We start from the raw sequence: 21,423 nt of genomic DNA on the forward strand, positions 1-21,423 counted from the left end.
CCATGTTCCTCTCCGATTTCAGTATCAAGCGGCCCACCGCCACCATCGTCCTGATCCTGGCGATGATGTGCGTCGGCTTGCTGGCGCTCAAGAAACTGCGCGTCAACCAGAATCCGGACGTCGAAGTGCCGTTCATCGTCGTCAGCATTCCTTACCCTGGCGCATCGCCCGATACGGTCGAGCGCGAAGTGGTCAACCGCCTGGAAAAGTCGCTGCAAAGCATTTCCGGCGTGACCGAAGTCAATAGCAGCGCCAATGAAGGCTCGGCCAGCATCTTCATTCAGTTCTCGTTCAAGACGAACCTGATTGAAGCGTCCGACGATATCCGCAACGCCATTGCCGCCGTGCGCTACAAGCTGCCGACGGAAATGCGCGAGCCGATATTGCAGCGCATCGACCCGTCGGCCGAACCGATCATGCAGCTGGCCCTGTCGTCGAGCGCGCAAAGCCACGCGGAAATCTCGCGCCTGGCCGAAGACGTGCTGTCGGACCGTTTCCGCGCCGTCGATGGCGTGGCGCTGGTGAATGTAGGCGGTTCGCTGAAACGCGAATTGTCGGTGCTGCTGCGCGCGGAAAAGCTGCGTGAATACAATGTGTCCGTCAGCGACGTCGTCACCGCCTTGCGCAACCAGAACACCAATGCGCCGGTGGGCAAGGTGCGCGGCATTCTGGACGAGAAAAGCATCCGCCTGGTGGGCCGCATCGAGTCGCCGTCCGACTTCGAGCAAGTGGTGATCAAGCGGCGTGGCGAGGAAATCGTGCGCCTGGCGCAAGTGGCGACCATTCAGGACGGCTTTGCCGAGATCAACAGCCTGAGCGTGCGCAGCGGCAAACCCAACGTGGGCATTTCGATCACCCGCGTGCGGGACGCCTCCACCGTCAGCGTGGCCAACAAGATTCGCGACATGGTCGCGGAAATCAACAAGACCTTGCCGAAAGGCACCGTGCTGCAAGTGACGCGCGACGGCGGCGAGAATGCCCAGCATAGCCTGAACAATGTGATCGAATCGCTGGTGCTGGGCGCCGTGCTGACCATCTTTGTCGTGTATGCGTTCCTGAACTCGTGGCGCTCGACCCTGATCACGGCGCTGAGCCTGCCGACCTCCGTCATCGCCGCCTTTATTGCCGTGTGGCTGTGCGGCTTTACCCTGAACTTCATGACCTTGCTGGGCTTGTCGTTGGCCATCGGCGTGCTGATCGATGATGCCATCGTGGTGCGGGAAAACATCGTGCGCCACATGCAGATGGGCAAGGACCGCCGCACGGCGGCACTGGAAGGCACGGCCGAGATCGGCATGGCCGTGGCGGCGACGACGTTTTCCATCATCGCCGTCTTCATTCCCGTGGCCTTCATGCCGGGCATTTCCGGCGAATGGTTCCGTCCGTTCGCCCTGACGGTGACGTGCTCGGTGCTGGTCAGCCTGGGTATCTCGTTTACGCTCGACCCCATGCTGTCGGCCTTCTGGGGCGACCCCGTCGAGGAACACGCGGCGCCGAAAAAAGGCATCGGCCGCATGTTGGAAAAATTCAATCACTGGTTCGACCACCAGGCCGACCGCTACGGCAACGTCATCGCCTGGGCCTTGCATCACCGCCGCTGGATGGCCGTGATCGCCTTCGGCAGCCTGGTGGGTGCCATCGCCCTGCATGCGACGCACGGCGGCACGAGTTTCCTGCCAGCCTCCGATTCGGGCAATCTGATGATCAATGTGCGCACGCCATCGTCGAGCAGCATCGAGTATTCGCGCCTGAAACTGGAAGCGGCGGCCGTGCTGGCGCGCACCTTGCCTGAGACCAAGGATACCAACAGCTCCGTCAACGCCAATGGCGGGCGCGTGTATGTCGATATCGGCAAGCGCAACACGCGCAGCCGTTCGGCCAAGGAAATTGCGGTCGAGCTGCGCGAGAAGATGTCGCGCCTGGTGGGCGCCGAATACGTGGTGCAGGATGACTTGAGCAATGGTTCGCAAAAACCGATCCAGGTGGAATTCACGGGTCCCGATTCGCGCAAGCTGATGGAGATCACGAATGCCTACATGGACAAGATGCGTTTGATCCCCGGCGCCGTCGACGTGGGCCTGTCGGAGCAGGATCCGAAGAACGAGCTGCAGATTGAGCTCAACCGTGGTCTGGCCAATTCGATGGGTATTTCCGTCAATGATGCGGCGCAATCCCTGCGCGTGGCGTTTGCCGGCGTGGAGGTGGGCGACTGGGTCGATCCGACGGGCGAGACGCGCGACGTGGCCGTGCGCCTGCATCCCGATGACCGCGTAGCGTCGGAGAATATCGAACGCCTGCCGATCAGCGTGACGGGCACGTCGCAAATGGTGCCGCTCGACCAGATCGCCACCATTACCATGGGCAAAGGTCCGTCCGGTATCGAGCACAAGAATGGCAAGCGCACGATTACCGTGTCGGCCAATGCGCAGGGCCGCTCGAATGGCGAAGTGACCACGGATGCCATGAAGCTGGCCAAGTCGATCGATTTCCCGCCCGGCTACGGCCTGGCCCTGGGCGGTGCCGGCCAGGACCAGCAAGAGCTGTTCACGGAAATGCTGATCGCGTTGGTGATGGGTATCGGCCTGATGTATTTGATCCTGGTGATGCAGTTTGGTTCGTTCACGGCACCCGTGGCCGTGATGATGTCCTTGCCGCTGAGTTTGATTGGCGTGGTGGTGGCGCTGGTGATCACGAATAACACCCTCAACCTGATGAGTTTTATCGGCATCATCATGCTGATGGGGCTGGTGGCCAAGAATGCCATTCTGCTGCTGGACGCGGCGCGCAAGCGCGAGGAAGAAGGCCATGGCCGCGAAGACGCGCTGATGTATGCGGGCCGCATGCGCTTGCGCCCTATCCTGATGACGACGTTTGCGCTGATCGCCGGCATGTTCCCCGTGGCGCTGGGGCTGGGCGAGGGCGGCGAGTTCTACCGTCCGCTGGCGATCGCCATCATCGGCGGCACCATCACTTCGACGATTCTGACCCTGCTGGTCGTGCCGACCTTCTATGACAGTATCGAAATCGCCCGCGATGGCGCCGTGGCCAAGTTCCACCGCCGTGCAGCGCGCATGCCAGTGGCCCTGGCCATGATCCTGACCTTCGTCGAGTGCGTGCTGACCTTGCTGATGCTGCGCTTCGTCTACCGCATGCTGAAGAAAGGCGTGCTGTTCCTGATGGGACGCCGCACGCCGAAATCGGTCAGCCTGCAAAAATAATACCGGGCCAAGGCGCAGCTGATGCTGCGCCGTGGTATTTCAAGAGCCTTCCTCGGAAGGCTCTTTTTTTTGTCCACGCGGCTGGCTGGGGCGCAATGCTAGCTGGTGCGTGGCGGCGTGGTCGTTCCCGTGCCTGTTCCGGTACCTCCCATCCCCGTTCCCGTCCCTCCCCGTGCCCGTGCCGGTTCCTGTGCCCGTGCCGGTGCCCGTGCCCGGCGTGGTGCCGTTCGGTGGCGTGGTTGGCGGCGTCGTCGTGCCATCGGGGTTGGTGGTGCCCGGCGTCATGCCCGGCGTCGTGCCTGGTGTGGTGGTATCGGGCGTCGTGGTGCCCGATGTGCCGCTGGTCCCGCTGGTGCCGGGCGCGGTTGCCGGGTTCGTCGTGTTCGGCGAGGTGGTGGCACCGGTGCCCGTGTCGGTGTCGTTACGTTTGTTGCATCCGCCCAGCAGCGCACAGACGAGGGCGCTACCGAGAACGAGCTTGCTGGTGGTCAGGAGTGGAGCCGTCATGATTGTTCCTTTTCAGTGGAATGCTGTCGTGGAAAAGCATGCCTCGCCAGATAGTGCATCTGGAACAAGGCTGGCATCGTTTGCAAAATTTAGAGTAGGTGGACGGGCACAGGTTCACCGCAGTTACAAATGAGCGGCACTGGCGCGGTATGGCGAGCGTTTGGTTTGACGTAGCGCAAACCTGTAGCGGAAATCGGCGGATGGGCCAGGACAGAACGTCCTGGCCGCGTCTAAACGGCTTACTTGGCGGCCGGGGCCTTGCTTACTTCCACTTCCCAATCCACACCCGATTCGATGTGGTGCTTGGCGGCAAAGTCGCCCTGGCTGATGGCCACGGCCACGTCGAGCAGGCTGTTCAGGTAGACCAGGGGCTTGCCCTTGGCGACGCCGCCAAACGTGTGCTCGAACGGCGCCGTGACCTTGGCTACCTGCTTGCCTTTGTGCAGGATGCGTACTTGCAGCGGATCGTGCAGTTTTACCTGCAATTCGTCGAGCAGGGATTTCGGGATGTTCGTCCACACATTGCCATACTTGACGTCCAGCACGGGCACGATGCCGCGGATGGTATTGCCGTCGCGCACAGGCTTTTGATATGCGATCCTGACCACCGATTCGCTCGGCAGTTGCGGTCCCACCTGTTCATAGCTGATGGCGCCCGAGGCCAGGCGCGCACCCACATACGCGTAGACGTCGCGGCCATGGAAGGTGTACGACTCGGCGGAGCCGGCCAGGCGGTTGACCTTTTCATCGATTTCACGCAGCTCGGCCACGCCATCGCGTTCGGCGATCAGGGTGAACAGGCCATTGTCGGGCCCGACGAAGTAGCGTCCGCCCTTGGTTTTCAGCACCACCGACTTGCGGTTCGTGCCCACGCCCGGATCGATGACGGAAACAAATACCGTGCCTTGCGGCCAGTAGTTGGCCGTCTGGTACAAACGGTAGGCGCCCAGCCAGATATCGTAGTCGGGAATCTGGTGCGTCAGATCCGAGATGGTGAGCTGGGGATCGACGCCATACGCCACGCCATGCATGGCGGAGACGGCACCGTCGGCCGTGCCGAAGTCCGTCATCAGCACCAGCGGGGACGCGGCTTGCGCGGTGGACAGCATGAGTGCGCTCAGGCAGGCGCCGGCGACGAGGTGAGAAATGCGTTTGATGATCATGTGCTCTTTCCGTTTTTAGAATGTATAGCTGAGCTTGGCGTAAAAATACGCGCCGTTCACGCCGATGGGGTTGATGAAATTGTAGGGCAGGGCGCCGCCATAGGTGGCGTTGTTGGTTTCACGCACGCGCTGCGGATAGCGGTCGAGAATGTTGTTGCCGCCCACGCTCAGGGTCAGCTGCCTGCCCAGTTTGAGCTGGCCTTCCAGGTCCAGCGACCAGACGGCGCCGAAGCGCTGCGCGGGGATGCCGTCGATCAGGGGCGCATCGCTGTCATAGGAAAAATCTTTCAACTCGCCGAAGCGCGTGGCGCGCGCCTGCACGCCCCAGCCCGCCGCCTGCCAGTCGGCACCCAGGATCAGCTTGCTGTTTGGCGAGGCGTTCCTGATGCGGAATAAACTCGTCTCCGTCAGCAGGGTCAGGTCCGGGTCGATGGCGGCCAGCGCCGTGGAACTCTGGCGTACCTTGTCCAGGCTGGTCTTGTTCAGGTTCAGCGCCGCATTCAGGTTCAGCTTGCCTGACACGAACGCCAGGTCATGGTTCAGCACCACGTCCAGGCCTTTTGTGCGCGTGTCGAGCAGGTTGGCCAGGTAGGCCACGGACTGGATGTCGCTGCGGCCATTCGCGGCCAGGTAGGCGGTGACGGCGTCGCTTTGCAAGTCGCTCGATCGCGTGATGCGGTCGCGGATGCGGATCACGTAGGCGTCCACCGTCAGGCTGGTGGCGGGCGCCGGTTTCCAGGCCAGGCCCAGCGATACATTGGTCGACTTCTCCGGCTTCAGCTGTTGCGCGCCGAAGCTGCGCGCCAGCGGGTCGCTGGCCGGCAGCAGGGCCGCCGTTTGCAGCGCCGTGCCATCCGCATTGAAGTTCAGGGTGGCGAAACGGAAACCCGTCTGCACCAGGGCCGGCGCGCGAAAGCTGTTCGACAGCGAACCGCGCACCAGGAAGGTGTCCGTCACCTTGTAGCGGCTCGACAGCTTGCCCGTGCTGGCGCTGCCGAAATCGCTGTAGTCCGAATAGCGGGCGGCGGCGCCCAGCAGCAGGCGCGGCGTGAGGTCGGTCTCCACGTCCGCATACACGGAACGGATCTGGCGGCTGCCGTCATACGTATCCGTCGGGCGCAAGCCGGGGCCGGCCTGTGCGCCCGGTGGCGCATCGGTGTTGCCGCCGGCCGCGTACGAAGCCGGGTCGCCGGCCGAGCTGGTGTAGCTCTCGCGCATCCATTCCGCGCCCAGCGCCAGGCTCAAGGGTGCGGGCAAGCCGATGTCGAGGCTGCGCGTGGCGTCGAGGTTCAGCGCGTCCTGGCGGAAGTCGAAGCCGGCCAGGTGAAAACTGGTGGGGCTGGCCGCCCCCAGCGAGGCGTTGACGGAGTGGCGCACGCCATAGTCAAAGCGGTCGCTGCCGTGGCGCGCGCTGGCGTCCCAGTTCCATTCGCCCAAGCTGCCGCGCACGCCGGCCACCACGCTCAGGTCGCGCTTGTCGCCATTGGTGACGGGGCGGTAGCCGTTCGGATACAGGGCCGGCACGTTCGACGGGTCGCCCGGGTAGCGGAAGTAGGCGCTGCCATCGGACTTGCGTTCGTTGAGGGTGGCGAACGAATACAGGTCGAGGCCATTGGCCAGGGTCAGCTGCGTGTTGTAGAACAGATAGTTGTTGCGCTGACGCGAGTCGCCCGACTTGAACAGCACCTTGCCATCGAGGGCCTGGTCGGCGGGCGTGAAATTGTAGGACGTCCAGCCCGCATCGCTGGGGCCGGCCCGCTCCGTGGGCGAGCGCCGCCGCGTTTCCGCGCCGAAGCGGAAGTAGCCGGCCTCGCCCAGCGGCACGCCGTAATCGGCGTTGACGATGACGCTCTGGCCATCCGTCAGGGTTTCACCGGTGGGGTCGAAATGCGTGTGGTTGGCGCCATAGCTGACGGACGCGGTGCCGCCCGTGCGGGCTTTTTTCAGCACGATGTTGATGACGCCGGCCACGGCATCGCTGCCGTACTGGGCGCCGGCGCCGTCGCGCAGGATTTCAATATGGTCGATGGCGTTGGGCGGAATCGCGTTGATGTCCACCGGCACCGTGCCGGCAAAGCTGCTTTCCGTGTCCAGCACGGCGCTGGTGTGGCGCCGCTTGCCGTTGATCAGCACCAGTACTTGGTCGGGCGCCAGGCCCCGCAGCTGGATGCCGCGCACGGAGTCCGACGCGCCGCTCGACTCGATGCGCGGGAAGTTGATCGACGGCGACAGCGCCTGCAGGGCCGCGCCCACGTCGCCCGATGCCAGCGCGTTGTCCACTTCGCGCGCGCCGAAGCGGTCGATCGGCACGCTGCTGTCGAACACCGTGCGGTTGCGCGCGCGCGAACCGACGACGGTAACCTGGTCGATGCTGGCCGTGGCCGTGACCGCTTCGGCGGAAGCGTTTTGTACCTCCTGTGCCCAGGCGGATGGTGCGCCCAGCATGGCGCAGGCCAGCACGATGGCGCGCAGGGGCGTGGCGGGAAGGGGGGATGGCGGGGGTGGCGGGGAGAAATGGCGCGGCTGCACGGCGGTGTCCTTTGGGCTCGATTAGTGTTCGTCTGGAAACAGTTGCCATGAGCTTAAGGGAGGCGCCCGCCGGCGCTAACGATTCTTTCCGGATATGCTTATGCTGTTGTTTTTACACCGCCAGATGGCGCAGCAGGGCGGGAATCTCGGCCGGGATTTCGCGCGCCAGGTAGCCGAGGATGCCGAAGCGCAAGGCCAGCTGTTCACCCGCCAGCGCATGCAGGGCGATGCCCCAGGCACACGCTTGCTCCAGCGGCGCGCCGCGCGCGGCCAGGCCCGTGATGATGCCGGCCAGGGTGTCGCCGGAGCCGGAAATGGCCAGGCCGATATTGCCGCCCGCATGCGTCCAGGTGGTGCCGTCGGGCATGGCGAGCACGCTGAGCGCGCCTTTCAGGGCGACGATGGCGTGCCAGCGCCGCGCCGCTTCCATGGCGCAGGCATGCGGGTCGGCCAGCACGGCCTCTTTCGGGATGCCCATCAGTTGCGCCAGCTCGCCCGCGTGCGGCGTCAGCAGCACCGGCTGCCCGAAGCGGAAATGCGGGGGTTTGCGCACGACCTGCATGGCGCAGGCGTCAAGGATCAGCCGGCTGCCGGCGAACAGGGGCAATAAATGGCGCATCAGTTCGCAAGTGGCGGGCGTATCGCACATGCCTGGGCCGACGAGCACGGCATCGACCTTGCCCGCCAGCGGCGCCAGCTGGTGCCGCGCCTCGTGCCGGAAGCCGCCCGGCGCCGTTTCGTCCAGGCCGATAACGCGCGCTTCCGGCATGGCGATGGCCACTTGCGGTGCCACCGACGTGCCCGTCGCCAGGGTCAGCTTGCCGGCACCGGCGCGCAGGGCAGCCGTGGCCGCCAGCAGGATGGCACCCGGCATTTCCGCCGAGCCGGCAACGATCAGCAAGTGGCCGCGCACTTCCTTGTCGCCATCGGCGGCGGGCATGGGCAATGGCCAGGAGCGCAGCAGGGCGGGCGTGATGTCGGTGGCGGGCATGTTCGATCTCCTGGCAGGAAGACGTTAGGACTTGGGCGCGGCCGGCATGTCGGGCTGGGCCGTGACGGGTGTGCCCGATGCCTCCAGCGGCGCGACAAAGTTGCACAGGTCCAGCTGCAGCTTGCCATGCTTGCCCAGGGCAGGGTTGAAGGCATACGAAGTGACACCGCAATTGGGCACGTCGGCCGCCTTGTCGATGGCCAGGATGGCCTGCTCGTCGCAGCGTTCCAGCAGGTAGCGCAAGCAGTTGACGATGACCTGGTGGCCGACGATCAGCACCCGCTCGCCCCGGTATTCGCGCGTGATGGTGTCGAGCACGCTGCGCAGGCGCAGGATGACGTCGCACCAGCTTTCGCCACCGGGCGGGCGGAAATAAAATTTGCCCACGTGCTGGCGCTGCGCGTGCAGTTCCGGGTATTTGCTGGCGATGCCGTGCACGGTCAGGCGGTCGAGGATGCCGAATTCCTTTTCGCGCAGGCGCTCGTCGGCCACCACGGCATTCAGGCTGTCCGCATCGAGGCGTGCCAGCACGGCCTGCGCCGTCTGGTGTGCTCGCACATACGGCGAATACAGCACCACGGTCGGTTGTTGTTCAGGGGGGAGGGTGGCGAACCAGTCGCCCAGGGCTTGCGCCTGGCGCGCGCCCAGTTCCGAGAGAGGGACATCGACATCGCGCTCGGCGATGGCGATGAGCAGCTGTTTTTCCGCTTCGGCGGCATCGCGCGCCACGTTGCCGGCACTCTGGCCGTGACGCACGATCCACAATTGCTGCGGCCATTTCTGTTCCATCGCCTTGCGCCTTCCTCTGCATTTATTGTTAATAAATATAGACGAAAGCGGCAAGGCGCGGCGCGCCGCTGGATTTTCTGGAAGGCTTAAGCCGTATGTTCCGCTTCGTCCAGGTCGGGCGCGTCGTCGCTGTTGTAGACGGCCAGGTCGGTCTGTCCCATGACCCGGCTGGTGACGGTGCCGGCCGTGATCGAGCCGCTGACGTTCAGGGCCGTGCGGCCCATGTCGATCAGCGGTTCGACGGAGATCAGCAAGCCGGCCAGCGCAACGGGCAAGTCCATCGCCGACAGCACGATCAGCGCGGCAAATGTGGCGCCGCCGCCCACGCCGGCCACGCCGACGGAACCGATGGTGATGATGGCCAGCAATGGCAACAGGAAACTGATGGTGAACGGGTCGACGCCGACTGTCGGGGCGATCATCACGGCCAGCATGGCGGGATAGATGCCGGCGCAGCCATTCTGGCCGATGGTCGAGCCGAACGAGGCGGCGAAGTTGGCGATGCCTTCCGGCGTGCCCAGGCGCTGCGTCTGCGTCTGCACGCTCATCGGGATCGAACCGGCGCTGGTGCGCGAGGTAAACGCGAAAGCCAGCACGGGGAAGACTTTCTTCACGAAGCGCAGCGGGTTCAGGCCGACGCCGGCGATGATGGCCAGGTGCACCAGGAACATCAATATCAGCGCGCTGTACGAGGCGACGACGAAGTTGATCAGTTTCAAGATGTCCGTGTAGCTCGACGAGGCCACCACTTCAAACATCAGCGCGAACACGCCATACGGCGTCAGGCGCAGCACCAGGGTGACCATGCGCATGACGATGGCGTGCGCCACTTTCATGAAACTTTCGAACGCGGCGAAGATCTCCGGCTTTTTCGCGGCAATGCCGGTGGCCGAAATGCCGATGAAGATGGAGAACACCACCACGGCGATGGTCGAGGTCTTGCGCGCGCCCGTCATGTCGAGGAAGGGGTTGGTCGGCACGAAGCTGACCAGCAGTTTCGGCAGCGACAGGGCTTTCGCCGTTTCCAGCGAGCCTTGCAGCTGCACGCCGCGCGCCACTTCGGCGGCGCTTGACGTCAGGCCGACAGCCGTCAGGCCGAACAGCTTGGCCATCAGGATGCCGATCGCGGCGGCGACCGTGGTGGTGATGAGCAGGGTGCCGATGGTCAGCGCGCTGATCTTGCCCAGCGAACTGGCGTCCTTGAGCTTCAGAATGGCGGAGATGATGGAAACCATGATCAGCGGCATGATGATCATCTGCAGCAGTTTCACATAGCCGCTGCCGACGATATCGATGTATTCATTGGTGCCCGCGATGATGGGCGAACCGGCGCCGTACAGCCCTTGCACGGCCGCGCCCAGCAGCACGCCCAGGCCCAGGCCCGTGAACACGCGCACGGTGAAGGTGGCGTGCTTGCGTTGCTGGTGGAACATGAAGGCGAAGACGATCAACGCAACGAGCAGGTTCAGGATGATGTTAATTGCCATGAGTGGGCCTTATCTTGGTTTTATTCGAGACTGCAGAAAGCAACTGTACTACAGCTCACGCCTGCCCCAGCCTGGGGCGGAAGGGCAAGCACTGTACAGTACTATGGGGGCGTTCTGCGCCATGCCGCTGCGAATATTACGCTATATGAATATTCCCCACAGGCATAAGCGCAGCGATAAGCCTTTGGGATGATTGTGCATCTGGCCATTTCATGCCAGCATGCTTTTCCCGTTTGCTAATATGGCGCGCGTTATTTTAATAAGGAAAACAATGAATGCTTTGACGGAAGTACAAGTGCTGGATGCGGAAGAGCGCCTGCGCCAGGCCATGATGGCATCCGACGTGGCCGAGCTGACTGTCCTGCTGGCGGACGACTTGCTGTTTACGAATCACCTGGGCCACTTGCTGAGCAAGCATGCGGACCTGGCCGCGCACGAGCAGCGCCTGCTGACCATCACGGATCTGCGCGCTTCCGAGCGCCATGTGCGCATCAATGGCAACGTGGCCGTGGTCTCCGTGCGCATGCAGCTGACGGGCAGCTATCACGACGTGGAAACGCATGGCGACTTCCGTTTTACGCGCGTATGGGCGCAGGATGAGGCTGGCGCGCTGCAAGTGATCGCCGCCCATTCGGGCGTGGTGGCGTAAGGAGTGGCAGTGGATCATCGTTCCAAAGGGCAGCTGCTGGAAGCTGTCATTGCCGCCGGGCCCGCCACGCTGGCCGTGACGGCCGGCTACCCCGTGCTGCTGTACCAGCTGGTGCGCACCTGGACCGAGGCGCCCGGTGCCAACGCGCTGGCGGCCCTGCTGCTGACGGGCGGCCTGTGGGCCTTGCTGGAATTCTGGCGCATCGCGCTGGCCACCGTGGCGCGCAAGGCCTATGCCTTCAACTGGCGCTTCTGGCTGGCCATCGCCGCTTTCCTTGCCTGCTTCGTGCGTTTCGTGCCGGACATGCCGGCCGGCCTGGCGCTGGTGCTGGTGGTGTTGCCGGCGCTGGCCTGGACGCATTTCATTTTGTTGCAGATCAAGCGCCCGCGCGGGCCCTGAACTGTGGCAAGCCTGCATGCCGTGGCAAGATCATCATGCCACGGCTGCCCGCTATCGATATAATCAGTTTCCACAAGCATGGCAATCAGCCTGCCTGGCGCAACTCCATTACTTTTGAAAGAATGTCAATGAAAGCTCTCTTTTTGTTGTTGTTGGTATCGGGCGCCGCCGTGGCTGATGATGCCGCGCTGTTGCAATGCCGCTCCCTGAACGATGTGCCCAGCCGCGTGAAATGCTATGACGCCATTCCATTGAGCGGCGCCGCCAGGGTGGCCGCCCCCGTGGCCGCCGCAGCGGCCGTGGTCGCCGCGCCGACGCCACAGCAGCGCGAGCAAAGCTTCGGCATGGAAGCGGTGAAGGCGCCAAAATCGGCCGAGCCGGAAGAAAACAAGTCGATCAGCAGCAGCATCGCCGGCAAGTTCGATGGCTGGAGCGGCAATGAGCTGATCAAATTGAGCAATGGCCAGGTGTGGCGCATCATCGATGGCAGCTCCGCCGTGCTGGCGCCGATGACCAATCCGAAGGTCACTGTGGAACGCAATTTTATCGGCACCTACTTCCTGAAGGTGGAAGGCACGAACAATTCGCCGAAAGTACGCCGCGTGCAATAAGCGGCCTTCGTTTCAGTCAGTCCGGGTCTTCGTCCTCGGCAGCCAGCCAGGCAATGCGCCCATTGCCGGCTTCCTCCAGATGGGCCAGCAGGGCGGTGGCCGCCGTTTCCGGCAGGCTGAAGTCGAACAGCACGATGTCGCTATGCGTCACGTTCAGCAAGGTGGCGCCGGCCGCATCGAGTTCGCGGCGCAGCATGCCTTCCATCGCGTAAGGCAGCGTGCAGCGCAGGGTGCGCTGACGCACGATGGCCGTCTTTTCCGCCTGCAGCAGCGCCTGCGCCACGCTATCCGTGTAGGCCCGCACCAGGCCGCCGGCCCCCAGCTTGATCCCGCCAAAATAACGCACGACAGTGGCCAGCACGCCTTCCAGGTCCTGGTGGCGCAGCACGTCGAGCATGGGCCGCCCGGCCGTGCCGCTCGGCTCCCCATCATCGACGGCCGCGGACTGTCCGCCCGCCAGCAGCGCCCAGCACACATGGCAGGCGCCCGGATGCTGCGCCTTCAAGTCATTGACCACCTGCTGCGCGCTGGCGCGGTCCGTCATCGGCTGCACGCAGCCAATGAAACGGCTTTTCTTGATGATCAGTTCGCTGTGGACGGGGGTGGCAATGGTAAACGGCATGGCGGGAGCAAGGGCGGGCAAAGCAGCATGATAGAGGAAATGCGCGCCCGGGACGAGCCAGGGGCTGGCTATGCCCCAGCTTTGGCCACCAGTTCGCGCAGCCGGGTGTCGCGCACCTGCAGAATGTCGAACAGCCCCAGCGCGTGCAAGGCAGGCAAGGCGTCGAGGATGTCGCGCTCGGCAGTGCTGCGCTCAACGCTGCTGCCGGACTCGTCCAGCCATCGCCTGGTATTGCCCAGGAAGGCACCCACCGTGCCCTTGCGCACGCTGATGCCATTGAACTGGCCCTCGTTCTGCTCATCCGGTAAGACGTCTTCCGCACGCATGGTGAACTCCTGAAGTATTGAAAGACTCCACTGTATGATGGCGCAATTGTCTTGTCTGCGTTGTTTATGACTATCGATACGCCAAATCAGTCAATCTTGCCGCCGCAGTTATTGCTGCGTGCCTTGCGCATTTCCCAGGCGCAGGAGCGGGTGACGCCGCCGCATCACCATGCCAGCGGGCAGCTGTTCGGCGCAGTCCAGGGCTTGCTCTCCGTGGCTGCCGACAGCGGGCAGTGGGTCGTGCCGGCCAGTCACTGCGTGTGGATGCCGCCCCATCATGTCCATGCGCTGCGCTCGCACGGTCCGTTTGCGGGCTGGAGCGTGTATGTGGACGAGGCCAGTTGCGCCAGCCTGCCCGCCGCGCCGTGCGTGATGTGTGTTTCCGGCCTGCTGCGCGAAGCCGTAGGCCGCGCCAGCGGCTGGCAAGATGGCGCGCTGGACGCGCGGCAGGCACGGGTGGCAGGCGTGATCCTCGACGAAATCACCGCCTTACCGCATGAATCCTTCGGCTTGCCCCTGCCCACGGACCCGCGCCTGCTGCGCGTGGCCCGCGCCATCCTCGACGACCTGGCCGACGAGCGGGGCGTGGCAGCGCTGGCGACCTGGGCCGGCGTCTCGCCGCGCACCCTGGCGCGCCGTTTTACGGCCGAGACCGGCTTTACGCCCTCGGCCTGGCGCCAGCGCGCCCGCATCCTGCGCGCCCTGGAATTATTGGCGGCCGGCCAGCCCGTCACGACCATTGCGCTGGATCTGGGCTACGACACGGTCAGCGCCTTCATCGCCATGTTCAAGCGGGTGATGGGGGTGACGCCGGGGAGGTATGGTCTTATGTGAATAACCTGATAATTCACGCGCAAGAATATTAGTCTTAGCATGCTCATGTCCAATGGATTACTTAAGAATACAATTTCCGAAGCAAGGCCTGCGTGATCATGCGATATGTGTGAAGCTGGGTGAAATCGGCTAGAGGGTCAGAAATGAACCAGAAAACAAAAAAGCCAACCGCGAACGGTTGGCTTCTCTGACGTATTTGGTAGGCCGTGCGGGATTCGAACCTGCGACCAACGGATTAAAAGTCCGCTGCTCTACCAGCTGAGCTAACGACCCAAAAACTTTTTACAACTGAACTGCGGTAACGCTGTGCGGCATGTGCTTGCCATGAAGGCTTGCAAACAGGCCACAAATTCTTGGTAGGCCGTGCGGGATTCGAACCTGCGACCAACGGATTAAAAGTCCGCTGCTCTACCAGCTGAGCTAACGACCCAAGGGCGGCTATTATGACGGCCAAAGGCGGTTTTGGGAAGGGCAAGGATGGAAAAAAGCCTTGCAGGGCGCGCGGAGACGGCATAATATAGGTAGATAGCCTACCTACTTATATATTCCCATGTCCACTACCGAAGACCTTCCCATCCCCGAGCGCGCGCTGGCGCTGTCCGATGAATTGCGCACGGCGTTCAAGCGCCTGCTGCGCGCCATGCAGCGCGAAGGGGGCGAGCTGGAGGGCGGCGTGTCGATGATGCAGTACATGCTGCTGGCCCTGATCCACGAGCAGCCCGGTATCGGCGTGGCCGCGCTGGCGCGCCTGCAGAATGTGCGCGGGCCCACCGTCAGCGCGCAGGTCAAATCCCTGGAAGAAGCGGGGCTGGTCGAGCGCGGCGCGCCCGATCCGCAGGACCGGCGCCGCTCGGGCCTGCAAGTGTCCGCGCAAGGCCTGGCCATCCTGGAGACCCTGCGCGCGCGCCGCCGCGATGCGCTGGCGCGGCGCATCGCCCGCCTGTCGCCGCAACAGATGGAGGCGCTGGCCGCCGCCATGCAGCCGCTGCTCGAGATTGGGCAGGCATGAGCGCCGCCGGCAAAACTGCGGGCGCGGAAGCGCCGCTGACGGAACGCGAAGTGCGTGCCACCTATCTCGGCCTGATGGCCGTGCTTGGCCTTGGCGCGCTGGATCAGAGTATCGTCGCCACGGCCTTGCCGCGCATCGTCGATGACCTGGGCGGCATGGCGCATCTGTCGTGGGTGGTAACAGCCTATGTGCTGGCCTCGACGGCCACCATGCCGCTGTATGGCAAGCTGGCCGACCAGTATGGCCGCCGCCCGATGATCTTCACGGCCCTGCTGACCTTTTTGCTCGGCTCGGTGCTGTGCGGGCTGGCGCAGAACATGACGGAACTGATCATCTTTCGCGCCATCCAGGGCTTGGGCGCGGGCGGCTTCATGCCGCTGGCGCAGATCATCATCGGCGATATCGTGCCGCCCGCCGAGCGCGGCAAGCGGCAGGGCATGGTGCCCATCGTCTTTGCCGTCACCAGCGTGCTGGGGCCGGTATTGGGCGGCGTCATCACGGATGCGCTGTCGTGGCACTGGATTTTCTATGTGAACCTGCCCGTGGGCGCGGTCGCCTTCTACATCATCGCGCGCGCCATGCGCAAACCCGTGCGCACGCATGCGCACCAGATCGACTATATGGGTTCCACCTTGCTGACGGGCGCCATCACGGCGGCGCTGCTGGTGCTGGCGCTGGGCGGCACGGAGTGGCCGTGGGATGCGCTGGCCATCAAGGTATGCGGCGGCCTGGCCGTGCTGCTGGGTATCTGGCTGGCCGTCCACGTGGGGCGGGTGGATGAACCCGTGCTGCCGCCCGACCTGTTCGGCAACCGCACCTTCAATATCGCCAGCCTGGTCATGGCCGTGACCTTCATGGGCCTGATGGGCGCCAGCGTGTTCTTCCCCCTGTTCTTCCAGCTGGTGATGGGGACGAGTCCCGCCGAGTCCGGCGTGATGACGGTAGCGATGATGGTGGGCCTGGTGGCGTCGTCGATGTTCAACGGCAGGGTGCTGTCGCGCTCGGGCAAGTACAAGATGGTGCAGGTGATAGGGCTGGCTGTGGCGGTCGTGGCGTTTGCCGTGCTGGCCTGGGCCATGGAAACGTCGCAGGGCTACTGGATCATCGAGCCGGCCATTTTCTTCCTCGGCACGGGGCTGGGGCTGGTGATGCCGAACATGACGATTGCCGTGCAAAATGCCTTGCCGCTGGCGCGGCGCGGCGTGGGCACGGCCATGCTGGCCTTCTTCCGCTCGCTGGGCGGCTTGCTGGGCGTGACGGCGTCCGGCGCCATCCTCGCGCACCAGTTGCACCAGCATGGCGTGGAAGCCGTCTCGGCGCTGGGCGCGCACGCGGCGCAGGCGCAGACGGTGGAAGTGTATCGCCACGCCATTGCCAGCGTGTTTGGCGCCGGCGCCGTGTTGCTGCTGGTGGGGCTGGTCTTCCTGCTGTTCCTGCCGGAACTGCCCCTGGATGGGCATCCGGCAACGCAAAAGGCGACGGCCGATCAGTAGCGTTCCAGCCAGTGGGCGTAGGGTGCCGGCAGGGTCCACGAGGCGCGCTCGACGCCCAGTTCCTTGGCGGCAAAGTATGCCCAGTGCGGATTGGCCAGGTGCGCCTTGCCCACCATCACCAGGTCCAGCTGTTCTTCCTTGACGACGCGCTCGGCGATGGCCGGCGTGCCGAAGCCCCAGGCGGACGAAACGGGAACGCCCGCTTCGCGGCGCACGCGTTCGGCGATCGGGCCCATGAAGGCCGGACCCCATGGAATCGAGACGTCGGGAATCGTGAAGCCCATGCTGACGCTGATCATGTCCATGCCGGCATCCTTGAACTGGCGCACCAGGCCGATCGATTCGAGCAGGGTCTGCTCGTCGCGGCCATCGAATTCCAGCACGCCAAAGCGGATTGTCAGCGGCAGGTGTTCGGGCCACACTTCGCGCACGGCTTTCAATGTTTCCAGCAGGAAGCGGCTGCGGTTTTCCAGGCTGCCGCCATAGATGTCGTCGCGCTGGTTCGAGTGGGCCGAGAAGAAACTTTGCGCCAGGTAGCCGTGGGCAAAGTGCAGTTCCAGCCACTCGAAGCCCACTTCACGGGCGCGCACGGCGGCGTCGACGAAATTCTGTTTCACGCGGGCGATATCGTCGAGGTCCATGGCGCGTGGCACTTTCGGCAGGCCGCCGCCAAAGGCGATGGCGGACGGGGCGATGGTTTGCCAGCCGCGCGCGTCGCCTTCCACGATATGGTCGTCGCCTTCCCATGGGCGGTTGGCGCTGGCCTTGCGGCCCGCGTGGGCGATCTGGATGCCGGGCACGGAGCCGGCCGCCTTGATGGCTTTCACGACAGGCACAAAGGCTTGCGCCAGATCATCGTTCCAGATGCCGGTGCAACCGGGCGTGATGCGGCCTTCCGGCGCCACGGCCGTTGCTTCGACGATCACCAGGCCGGCGCCGCCACGGGCCATGCCCGCGTAATGCGACAAATGCCAGTCATTGGCCACGCCATCGACGGCCATGTACTGGCACATGGGCGGCACGGCGATGCGGTTGCGCACGGTGATGTCTTTGAGGGTGTAGGGCTGGAAGAGGGCGGACATGGTGGCCTTTGTGTTGGTTGACATAAAAATAGGATGGAATTTGTTCGGTAGTTCGTAAATATTCGAATAATGGAATAAGTATAGCCGATGCGGTATGATTCTGCTCATGCGTCCACACAAACATCCTCCCGCCAGCGAATTCGTCCTCGAGCGCGTCCTCTACGCCTTGAGCGATTCCATCCGCCTCGACATCGTGCGCCACCTGGCCCGCGTGGAGGCGGCCGCGTGCGGCGACCTCGATGGCGGACGGCCGAAATCGACCGTCTCCCACCATTTCAAGGTCTTGCGCGAAGCGGGCCTGGTGTGCACGGAGAACGTCGGCACCACGCACATGAACACCCTGCGCCGCGCCGATATCGAGAGCCGTTTTCCTGGCTTGCTCGATGCCATCCTGGCGCAGCAGCCGCAGGCCGCGATGGCGGGCGAGGCTGGCGGGCAGGCCGCCGCCTGAGCTTCCGTGCCCCGCCATTTGCCAGGCTCGGCTATGATGTCGGCCTTTCGGTAAATCCTCAGCCGCGCGCCTGTAGCGCGCCAGGCTGGCGACACGACCTGGCACGGCAAGGATAGGGAATGACGGCAGTAGCAGTGGTATCACAGGCGGACCTGGCAAATCGTCCGCAGTTTGGCTGGATCAATGGTTTGAAGGCGGGCGCGGCGCAATTGATCGTGCTGCACCACCTGGCGTTCTATGGCCCCATGTCCGATTACGTGCAGCCGCTGTGGCCCGCCTTGCTGGACTGGCTGGGCGGCAGCGCCCGCATCGCCGTGCAAGTGTTTCTCGTCATTGGCGGCTTCCTGGCCGCCAAGTCGCTGTCGCCGGCCGGACGCGCGGGCATGGCGGCCCCCCTGCAAGCCGTCTGGCGCCGCTATGCCAAGCTGGCGCCGCCGTTCCTCGCCGCCACACTACTTGCCGCCGTGCTGACGCCTGTGGCCGGCATCTGGATGCTGCACGATTCCATGTCCGCCGCCGTCACGCTGGGCCAGTTGAGCGCCCACGCCTTGCTGCTGCACGGCGTGCTGGGCTACGAGTCGCTGTCGGCCGGCGCCTGGTACGTGGCCATCGATTTCCAGCTGTACCTGCTGACCGTGCTGCTGCTGTGGCTGGCTGGCCGCCTGGCGGGCCGGCGGACGCTGCCCTGGCTGATGCCGCTGGCCGTCACTGCGGGCATCACCTTGTCCCTGCTGTATTTCAATCTCGACGCGGATTGGGATGACTGGGCGCCATACTTCTTCGGCAGCTACGGCCTGGGCATGCTGGCCTGGTGGGCCAGCGACCCGGCCCGCAAGCCCGGCGCCATGACGGCGCTCATGGGCATGATGGCGCTGCCCGTCCTGCTGGGACTGGCCATCGACTACCGCAGCCGCATCGCGCTGGCCCTGATCGTCGCCTGCGCGCTGATCCTGTTCGGCCGCGCCCGCACGCCTTCCCATGGCCGGGCCTGGAACATCGTCAACGCGCTGGGGCGTATTTCCTACGCCGTCTTCCTTGTGCACTTTCCCGTCAGCCTGCTGGTCAACGCACTGTTTACCGCCTACGTGCCGCTCGAGCCGGCATGGCAGGCGCTGGGCATGCTGACGGCCTGGAGCGCCAGCGTGGCGGCCGGTGCCGCGTTTCACCGCTGGGTGGAGCTGCCGCTGGGACGGATCGTGCCGCTGGTCGTGGCGCATTTGCGCGCGCGGCCCGTGTTGGGCTGAGGTCCCGTCGACGGCGGTCAGCGAATTGCTGAACGGCACATTATTAGTGATCAAGATGCTATGCTGTAGGGCTTGATAATGGTCGAGCCCCGTTTAATTTCGCCTGTACTTTATAAAAATGATTATAAGAAGTCGCGCTTCATACTGCCGTCGCTTGCGCATTGCTGGCCTGGTGCTTTCTATTTTACCGCTGCTGGCGCTGTGCTATTTCCGGGTTCTCACGCTGGCGTTCGACTTCGCAATGCGTGCATGATGGGCATGAGTTCCACAATGCCGATATTGCCCCCCCCTGGGGGGGGGGGCTCGCCTTAACGGCAAACTCTCGGGGCCGATCTGGTGTCATCGGATTGGCCCCTCGGTCCGCACGCCTGAATGCATCCGAAAAATAATGACAACCAGAGGAAGAAATGACAGTGAAAAATAGTTCCGCCATAACGCTGACTATCCTTGCGGCCGGCTGCGTTAATGTTGCTTGGGCCGATGCCATTGCCGACGCTCAAATTTTTCCAGCCTGCGGTAGCACATACGGAAAGAAGCTGGAATCCAGGGTATTCACAATGCCCCGAATCGGAGTGGAAACTGTCGCCGAGATAGGCCAGACGATGATTGCGACCTATAAAACCGATGTGATGGCGGGCACCGAGAGCTATGCGTTTTCGCTCGATCAATCCGTTCAGTTGTCCGGGCGTTCCTATGGACAGGACTTTACGCTGACCTTGTTTCCCTTGAAGGTTGCAATGACGCCAGGTGCCGCATATCGTGCAGCTGATTATAATTTTCAGTACGCCAATGACAAGGAGCCCCGGACTGGCCTCGGCAAGCCGGACGTGTATTTGACGATGATTCTTCCATCGCAAGAGGTCACGGTCAAGGTCAAGATTGGATTGGGGCAGGAAATATTTCCTATTGGGAATGCGGAAATCTTGAAGACTACTCAATGTACGATTACCGGTCCTGAATCATTCCAAAGGGAGCTGGTGTACTCGGGTGTGGTGAAAGGCGTTGTTTCGGTATCATATCGCGAGTTTATCGGCAATATGGCAAGGCCAGCTTTTTCCAAAGAGTTTCAATTCGATTTGAGTGAAGGAAATGAAATAGGCTTTAAAGGTGCGCGGTTCAAGATTGTAAAGGCCAATAACCTTGGCATTACCTATCAGATGACGAAGAATCTCGATTGATCTGGCGTGTAAGGGCTGAGTAGAAGGGGAATCCTGCCTGATGGCGGGGATGGTACTCGTTTTTTATGTGGAAATTTTCACATCTGTTAGTCTTGCTTATTTGAAATATAACGATAACAAGCAGACGCATGCGTTACACCATCACTTTCATGAAGCTGACGGCAGTTGTGCTGCTAGCCGTCTTTGGCCTGGGCGCCTGTTCCTGAGCTCGTTTGACAAAAGAGGTGTACCTGAAGCAGGTGGGTAGTTCGATATCATGGGGATCGACAAGGGGAGGCGATCAGGTGGATCAGCGATGCGGGATTTATTTGCACGGAGGACCTGTATTACGCCAAAGGAAAGGTGCTTATCATCACCGGCCACGTAAAGGATAGTGGGAGCCCAGCGTCGTGGAGAAAGTGAGTTGCAACAAGGCCGGGTTGGAGTTGATGTGTCCGCAGCGCCGCTTTATCGATTTTGAATACGCAAAAGCGGACCATAAGGTGGTGTACATGCGCCCGTGGCATGGAACACAGCTGTTTCTAGGTCAGGCAGAAACGGCGGCGCAAAACAAAAAAGCCAACCGCGAACGGTTGGCTTCTCTGTAGTATTTGGTAGGCCGTGCGGGATTCGAACCTGCGACCAACGGATTAAAAGTCCGCTGCTCTACCAGCTGAGCTAACGACCCAAAAACTTTTCACAACAACTTCGGTAACACTGTGCCGTAAAAAAATGCTTGCTATAACAACTCGCAAGCAGATCAGTACTGCGTATTCGTGGTAGGCCGTGCGGGATTCGAACCTGCGACCAACGGATTAAAAGTCCGCTGCTCTACCAGCTGAGCTAACGACCCGAAGAAGAA

The 21,423-nt window shown here is 63.0% G+C and carries 20 protein-coding genes and 4 tRNA genes; 11 read left to right on the plus strand and 13 right to left on the minus strand.

The window, feature by feature from the left end:
- The first annotated feature begins 2 nt into the window (after window positions 1-2).
- On the plus strand, window positions 3-3,218 hold the full coding sequence (locus tag JaAD80_RS14635) for an efflux RND transporter permease subunit (protein ID WP_102295017.1): 3,216 nt from the start codon (window positions 3-5) through the stop codon (window positions 3,216-3,218).
- Between the two features lie 39 nt (window positions 3,219-3,257).
- Here the strand turns inward: JaAD80_RS14635 and JaAD80_RS14645 are convergent, their stop codons facing one another.
- The 6 genes from JaAD80_RS14645 to JaAD80_RS14670 all read right to left on the minus strand — a co-directional run bounded on the left by JaAD80_RS14645 (window position 3,258) and on the right by JaAD80_RS14670 (window position 10,684).
- The gene (locus tag JaAD80_RS14645; RefSeq protein WP_180979426.1) at window positions 3,258-3,725 is read right to left on the minus strand and encodes a hypothetical protein; all 468 of its coding nucleotides are present in this window, start codon (window positions 3,723-3,725) and stop codon (window positions 3,258-3,260) included.
- 239 nt (window positions 3,726-3,964) lie between these two features.
- On the minus strand, window positions 3,965-4,888 hold the full coding sequence (locus tag JaAD80_RS14650; protein ID WP_102295019.1) for an S-adenosyl-l-methionine hydroxide adenosyltransferase family protein: 924 nt from the start codon (window positions 4,886-4,888) through the stop codon (window positions 3,965-3,967).
- Window positions 4,889-4,903: 15 nt separating this feature from the next.
- Window positions 4,904-7,417, minus strand: a complete 2,514-nt coding sequence (locus tag JaAD80_RS14655; protein ID WP_258003003.1) for a TonB-dependent siderophore receptor — start codon at window positions 7,415-7,417, stop codon at window positions 4,904-4,906.
- A gap of 112 nt (window positions 7,418-7,529) precedes the next feature.
- On the minus strand, window positions 7,530-8,408 hold the full coding sequence (locus JaAD80_RS14660) for an NAD(P)H-hydrate dehydratase (RefSeq protein ID WP_102295020.1): 879 nt from the start codon (window positions 8,406-8,408) through the stop codon (window positions 7,530-7,532).
- A 24-nt stretch (window positions 8,409-8,432) separates the two neighbouring features.
- Window positions 8,433-9,197, minus strand: a complete 765-nt coding sequence (locus tag JaAD80_RS14665) for a histidine phosphatase family protein (RefSeq protein WP_102295022.1) — start codon at window positions 9,195-9,197, stop codon at window positions 8,433-8,435.
- An 86-nt stretch (window positions 9,198-9,283) separates the two neighbouring features.
- Window positions 9,284-10,684 (minus strand): L-cystine transporter, encoded by a 1,401-nt coding sequence (locus tag JaAD80_RS14670; protein ID WP_102295023.1) that lies wholly within the window; start codon window positions 10,682-10,684, stop codon window positions 9,284-9,286.
- 271 nt (window positions 10,685-10,955) lie between these two features.
- On the opposite strand from JaAD80_RS14670, the gene JaAD80_RS14675 reads away from it, so the two are divergent.
- From JaAD80_RS14675 to JaAD80_RS14685, 3 genes are all read left to right on the plus strand, one after another.
- Window positions 10,956-11,333, plus strand: coding sequence for a nuclear transport factor 2 family protein (locus JaAD80_RS14675; RefSeq protein ID WP_102295025.1), 378 nt, complete (start codon window positions 10,956-10,958; stop codon window positions 11,331-11,333).
- A 9-nt stretch (window positions 11,334-11,342) separates the two neighbouring features.
- Window positions 11,343-11,732, plus strand: coding sequence for a hypothetical protein (locus JaAD80_RS14680; RefSeq protein ID WP_102295027.1), 390 nt, complete (start codon window positions 11,343-11,345; stop codon window positions 11,730-11,732).
- A gap of 128 nt (window positions 11,733-11,860) precedes the next feature.
- Entirely contained in the window at window positions 11,861-12,343 is a 483-nt protein-coding gene (locus tag JaAD80_RS14685; protein WP_102295028.1) for a hypothetical protein, read from the plus strand.
- Between the two features lie 16 nt (window positions 12,344-12,359).
- Here the strand turns inward: JaAD80_RS14685 and JaAD80_RS14690 are convergent, their stop codons facing one another.
- Both JaAD80_RS14690 and JaAD80_RS14695 read right to left on the minus strand, forming a co-directional pair.
- Window positions 12,360-12,965 carry a YigZ family protein gene (locus JaAD80_RS14690; RefSeq protein ID WP_102295030.1) on the minus strand — a complete coding sequence of 202 codons (606 nt, stop codon included), beginning with the start codon at window positions 12,963-12,965 and terminating at the stop codon, window positions 12,360-12,362.
- Between the two features lie 68 nt (window positions 12,966-13,033).
- The gene (locus JaAD80_RS14695; RefSeq protein WP_102295031.1) at window positions 13,034-13,291 is read right to left on the minus strand and encodes a hypothetical protein; all 258 of its coding nucleotides are present in this window, start codon (window positions 13,289-13,291) and stop codon (window positions 13,034-13,036) included.
- A 66-nt stretch (window positions 13,292-13,357) separates the two neighbouring features.
- Between JaAD80_RS14695 and JaAD80_RS14700 the strand changes: the two genes are divergently transcribed.
- Window positions 13,358-14,125, plus strand: coding sequence for a helix-turn-helix domain-containing protein (locus tag JaAD80_RS14700; RefSeq protein ID WP_102295034.1), 768 nt, complete (start codon window positions 13,358-13,360; stop codon window positions 14,123-14,125).
- Window positions 14,126-14,322: 197 nt separating this feature from the next.
- On the opposite strand, the gene JaAD80_RS14705 is transcribed toward JaAD80_RS14700, so the two are convergent.
- Window positions 14,323-14,398: transfer RNA gene (locus JaAD80_RS14705), tRNA-Lys, on the minus strand.
- Between the two features lie 81 nt (window positions 14,399-14,479).
- Window positions 14,480-14,555: transfer RNA gene (locus JaAD80_RS14710), tRNA-Lys, on the minus strand.
- Window positions 14,556-14,675: 120 nt separating this feature from the next.
- Here JaAD80_RS14710 and JaAD80_RS14715 point away from each other — a divergent pair.
- Both JaAD80_RS14715 and JaAD80_RS14720 read left to right on the plus strand, forming a co-directional pair.
- Entirely contained in the window at window positions 14,676-15,134 is a 459-nt protein-coding gene (locus tag JaAD80_RS14715; RefSeq protein ID WP_102295035.1) for a MarR family winged helix-turn-helix transcriptional regulator, read from the plus strand.
- Window positions 15,131-16,627 carry an MDR family MFS transporter gene (locus JaAD80_RS14720; RefSeq protein WP_258003005.1) on the plus strand — a complete coding sequence of 499 codons (1,497 nt, stop codon included), beginning with the start codon at window positions 15,131-15,133 and terminating at the stop codon, window positions 16,625-16,627. Before JaAD80_RS14715 ends, JaAD80_RS14720 begins: the two co-directional genes overlap by 4 nt.
- Here JaAD80_RS14720 and JaAD80_RS14725 read toward each other — a convergent pair.
- On the minus strand, window positions 16,621-17,709 hold the full coding sequence (locus JaAD80_RS14725) for an NADH:flavin oxidoreductase/NADH oxidase (protein WP_102295070.1): 1,089 nt from the start codon (window positions 17,707-17,709) through the stop codon (window positions 16,621-16,623). The genes JaAD80_RS14720 and JaAD80_RS14725 overlap by 7 nt on opposite strands.
- A 106-nt stretch (window positions 17,710-17,815) precedes the next feature.
- Here JaAD80_RS14725 and JaAD80_RS14730 point away from each other — a divergent pair, with 106 nt between their 5' ends.
- The 4 genes from JaAD80_RS14730 to JaAD80_RS30350 all read left to right on the plus strand — a co-directional run bounded on the left by JaAD80_RS14730 (window position 17,816) and on the right by JaAD80_RS30350 (window position 21,169).
- The gene (locus tag JaAD80_RS14730) at window positions 17,816-18,160 is read left to right on the plus strand and encodes a helix-turn-helix transcriptional regulator (protein ID WP_102295072.1); all 345 of its coding nucleotides are present in this window, start codon (window positions 17,816-17,818) and stop codon (window positions 18,158-18,160) included.
- A gap of 119 nt (window positions 18,161-18,279) precedes the next feature.
- Window positions 18,280-19,404: an acyltransferase gene (locus JaAD80_RS14735; protein WP_102295037.1), complete on the plus strand. Its 1,125-nt coding sequence runs from the start codon at window positions 18,280-18,282 to the stop codon at window positions 19,402-19,404.
- Between the two features lie 413 nt (window positions 19,405-19,817).
- On the plus strand, window positions 19,818-20,582 hold the full coding sequence (locus JaAD80_RS14740) for a hypothetical protein (RefSeq protein WP_146012392.1): 765 nt from the start codon (window positions 19,818-19,820) through the stop codon (window positions 20,580-20,582).
- 389 nt (window positions 20,583-20,971) lie between these two features.
- Window positions 20,972-21,169: a hypothetical protein gene (locus JaAD80_RS30350; RefSeq protein ID WP_146012393.1), complete on the plus strand. Its 198-nt coding sequence runs from the start codon at window positions 20,972-20,974 to the stop codon at window positions 21,167-21,169.
- Between the two features lie 4 nt (window positions 21,170-21,173).
- Here the strand turns inward: JaAD80_RS30350 and JaAD80_RS14745 are convergent.
- Together JaAD80_RS14745 and JaAD80_RS14750 are read right to left on the minus strand one after the other, a co-directional pair.
- Window positions 21,174-21,249: transfer RNA gene (locus JaAD80_RS14745), tRNA-Lys, on the minus strand.
- 89 nt (window positions 21,250-21,338) lie between these two features.
- Window positions 21,339-21,414 (minus strand) — tRNA-Lys (locus JaAD80_RS14750).
- Window positions 21,415-21,423 lie beyond the last annotated feature (9 nt).

Origin of the sequence: Janthinobacterium sp. AD80 (genome assembly GCF_002878455.1) — a bacterium.
Taxonomy (GTDB): Bacteria; Pseudomonadota; Gammaproteobacteria; order Burkholderiales; family Burkholderiaceae_D; genus Janthinobacterium.

Coding starts and splice junctions, on each gene's coding strand:
- JaAD80_RS14675 (WP_102295025.1), top strand. CDS start 10,956: ATGAATGCTTTGACGGAAGTACAAGTGCTGGATGCGGAAGAGCGCCTG.
- JaAD80_RS14720 (WP_258003005.1), top strand. CDS start 15,131: ATGAGCGCCGCCGGCAAAACTGCGGGCGCGGAAGCGCCGCTGACGGAA.
- JaAD80_RS14715 (WP_102295035.1), top strand. CDS start 14,676: ATGTCCACTACCGAAGACCTTCCCATCCCCGAGCGCGCGCTGGCGCTG.
- JaAD80_RS14685 (WP_102295028.1), top strand. CDS start 11,861: ATGAAAGCTCTCTTTTTGTTGTTGTTGGTATCGGGCGCCGCCGTGGCT.
- JaAD80_RS14725 (WP_102295070.1), bottom strand. CDS start 17,709: ATGTCCGCCCTCTTCCAGCCCTACACCCTCAAAGACATCACCGTGCGC.
- JaAD80_RS14730 (WP_102295072.1), top strand. CDS start 17,816: ATGCGTCCACACAAACATCCTCCCGCCAGCGAATTCGTCCTCGAGCGC.
- JaAD80_RS14690 (WP_102295030.1), bottom strand. CDS start 12,965: ATGCCGTTTACCATTGCCACCCCCGTCCACAGCGAACTGATCATCAAG.
- JaAD80_RS14660 (WP_102295020.1), bottom strand. CDS start 8,408: ATGCCCGCCACCGACATCACGCCCGCCCTGCTGCGCTCCTGGCCATTG.
- JaAD80_RS14635 (WP_102295017.1), top strand. CDS start 3: ATGTTCCTCTCCGATTTCAGTATCAAGCGGCCCACCGCCACCATCGTC.
- JaAD80_RS14695 (WP_102295031.1), bottom strand. CDS start 13,291: ATGCGTGCGGAAGACGTCTTACCGGATGAGCAGAACGAGGGCCAGTTC.
- JaAD80_RS14670 (WP_102295023.1), bottom strand. CDS start 10,684: ATGGCAATTAACATCATCCTGAACCTGCTCGTTGCGTTGATCGTCTTC.
- JaAD80_RS14735 (WP_102295037.1), top strand. CDS start 18,280: ATGACGGCAGTAGCAGTGGTATCACAGGCGGACCTGGCAAATCGTCCG.
- JaAD80_RS14645 (WP_180979426.1), bottom strand. CDS start 3,725: ATGACGGCTCCACTCCTGACCACCAGCAAGCTCGTTCTCGGTAGCGCC.
- JaAD80_RS14700 (WP_102295034.1), top strand. CDS start 13,358: ATGACTATCGATACGCCAAATCAGTCAATCTTGCCGCCGCAGTTATTG.
- JaAD80_RS14650 (WP_102295019.1), bottom strand. CDS start 4,888: ATGATCATCAAACGCATTTCTCACCTCGTCGCCGGCGCCTGCCTGAGC.
- JaAD80_RS14665 (WP_102295022.1), bottom strand. CDS start 9,197: ATGGAACAGAAATGGCCGCAGCAATTGTGGATCGTGCGTCACGGCCAG.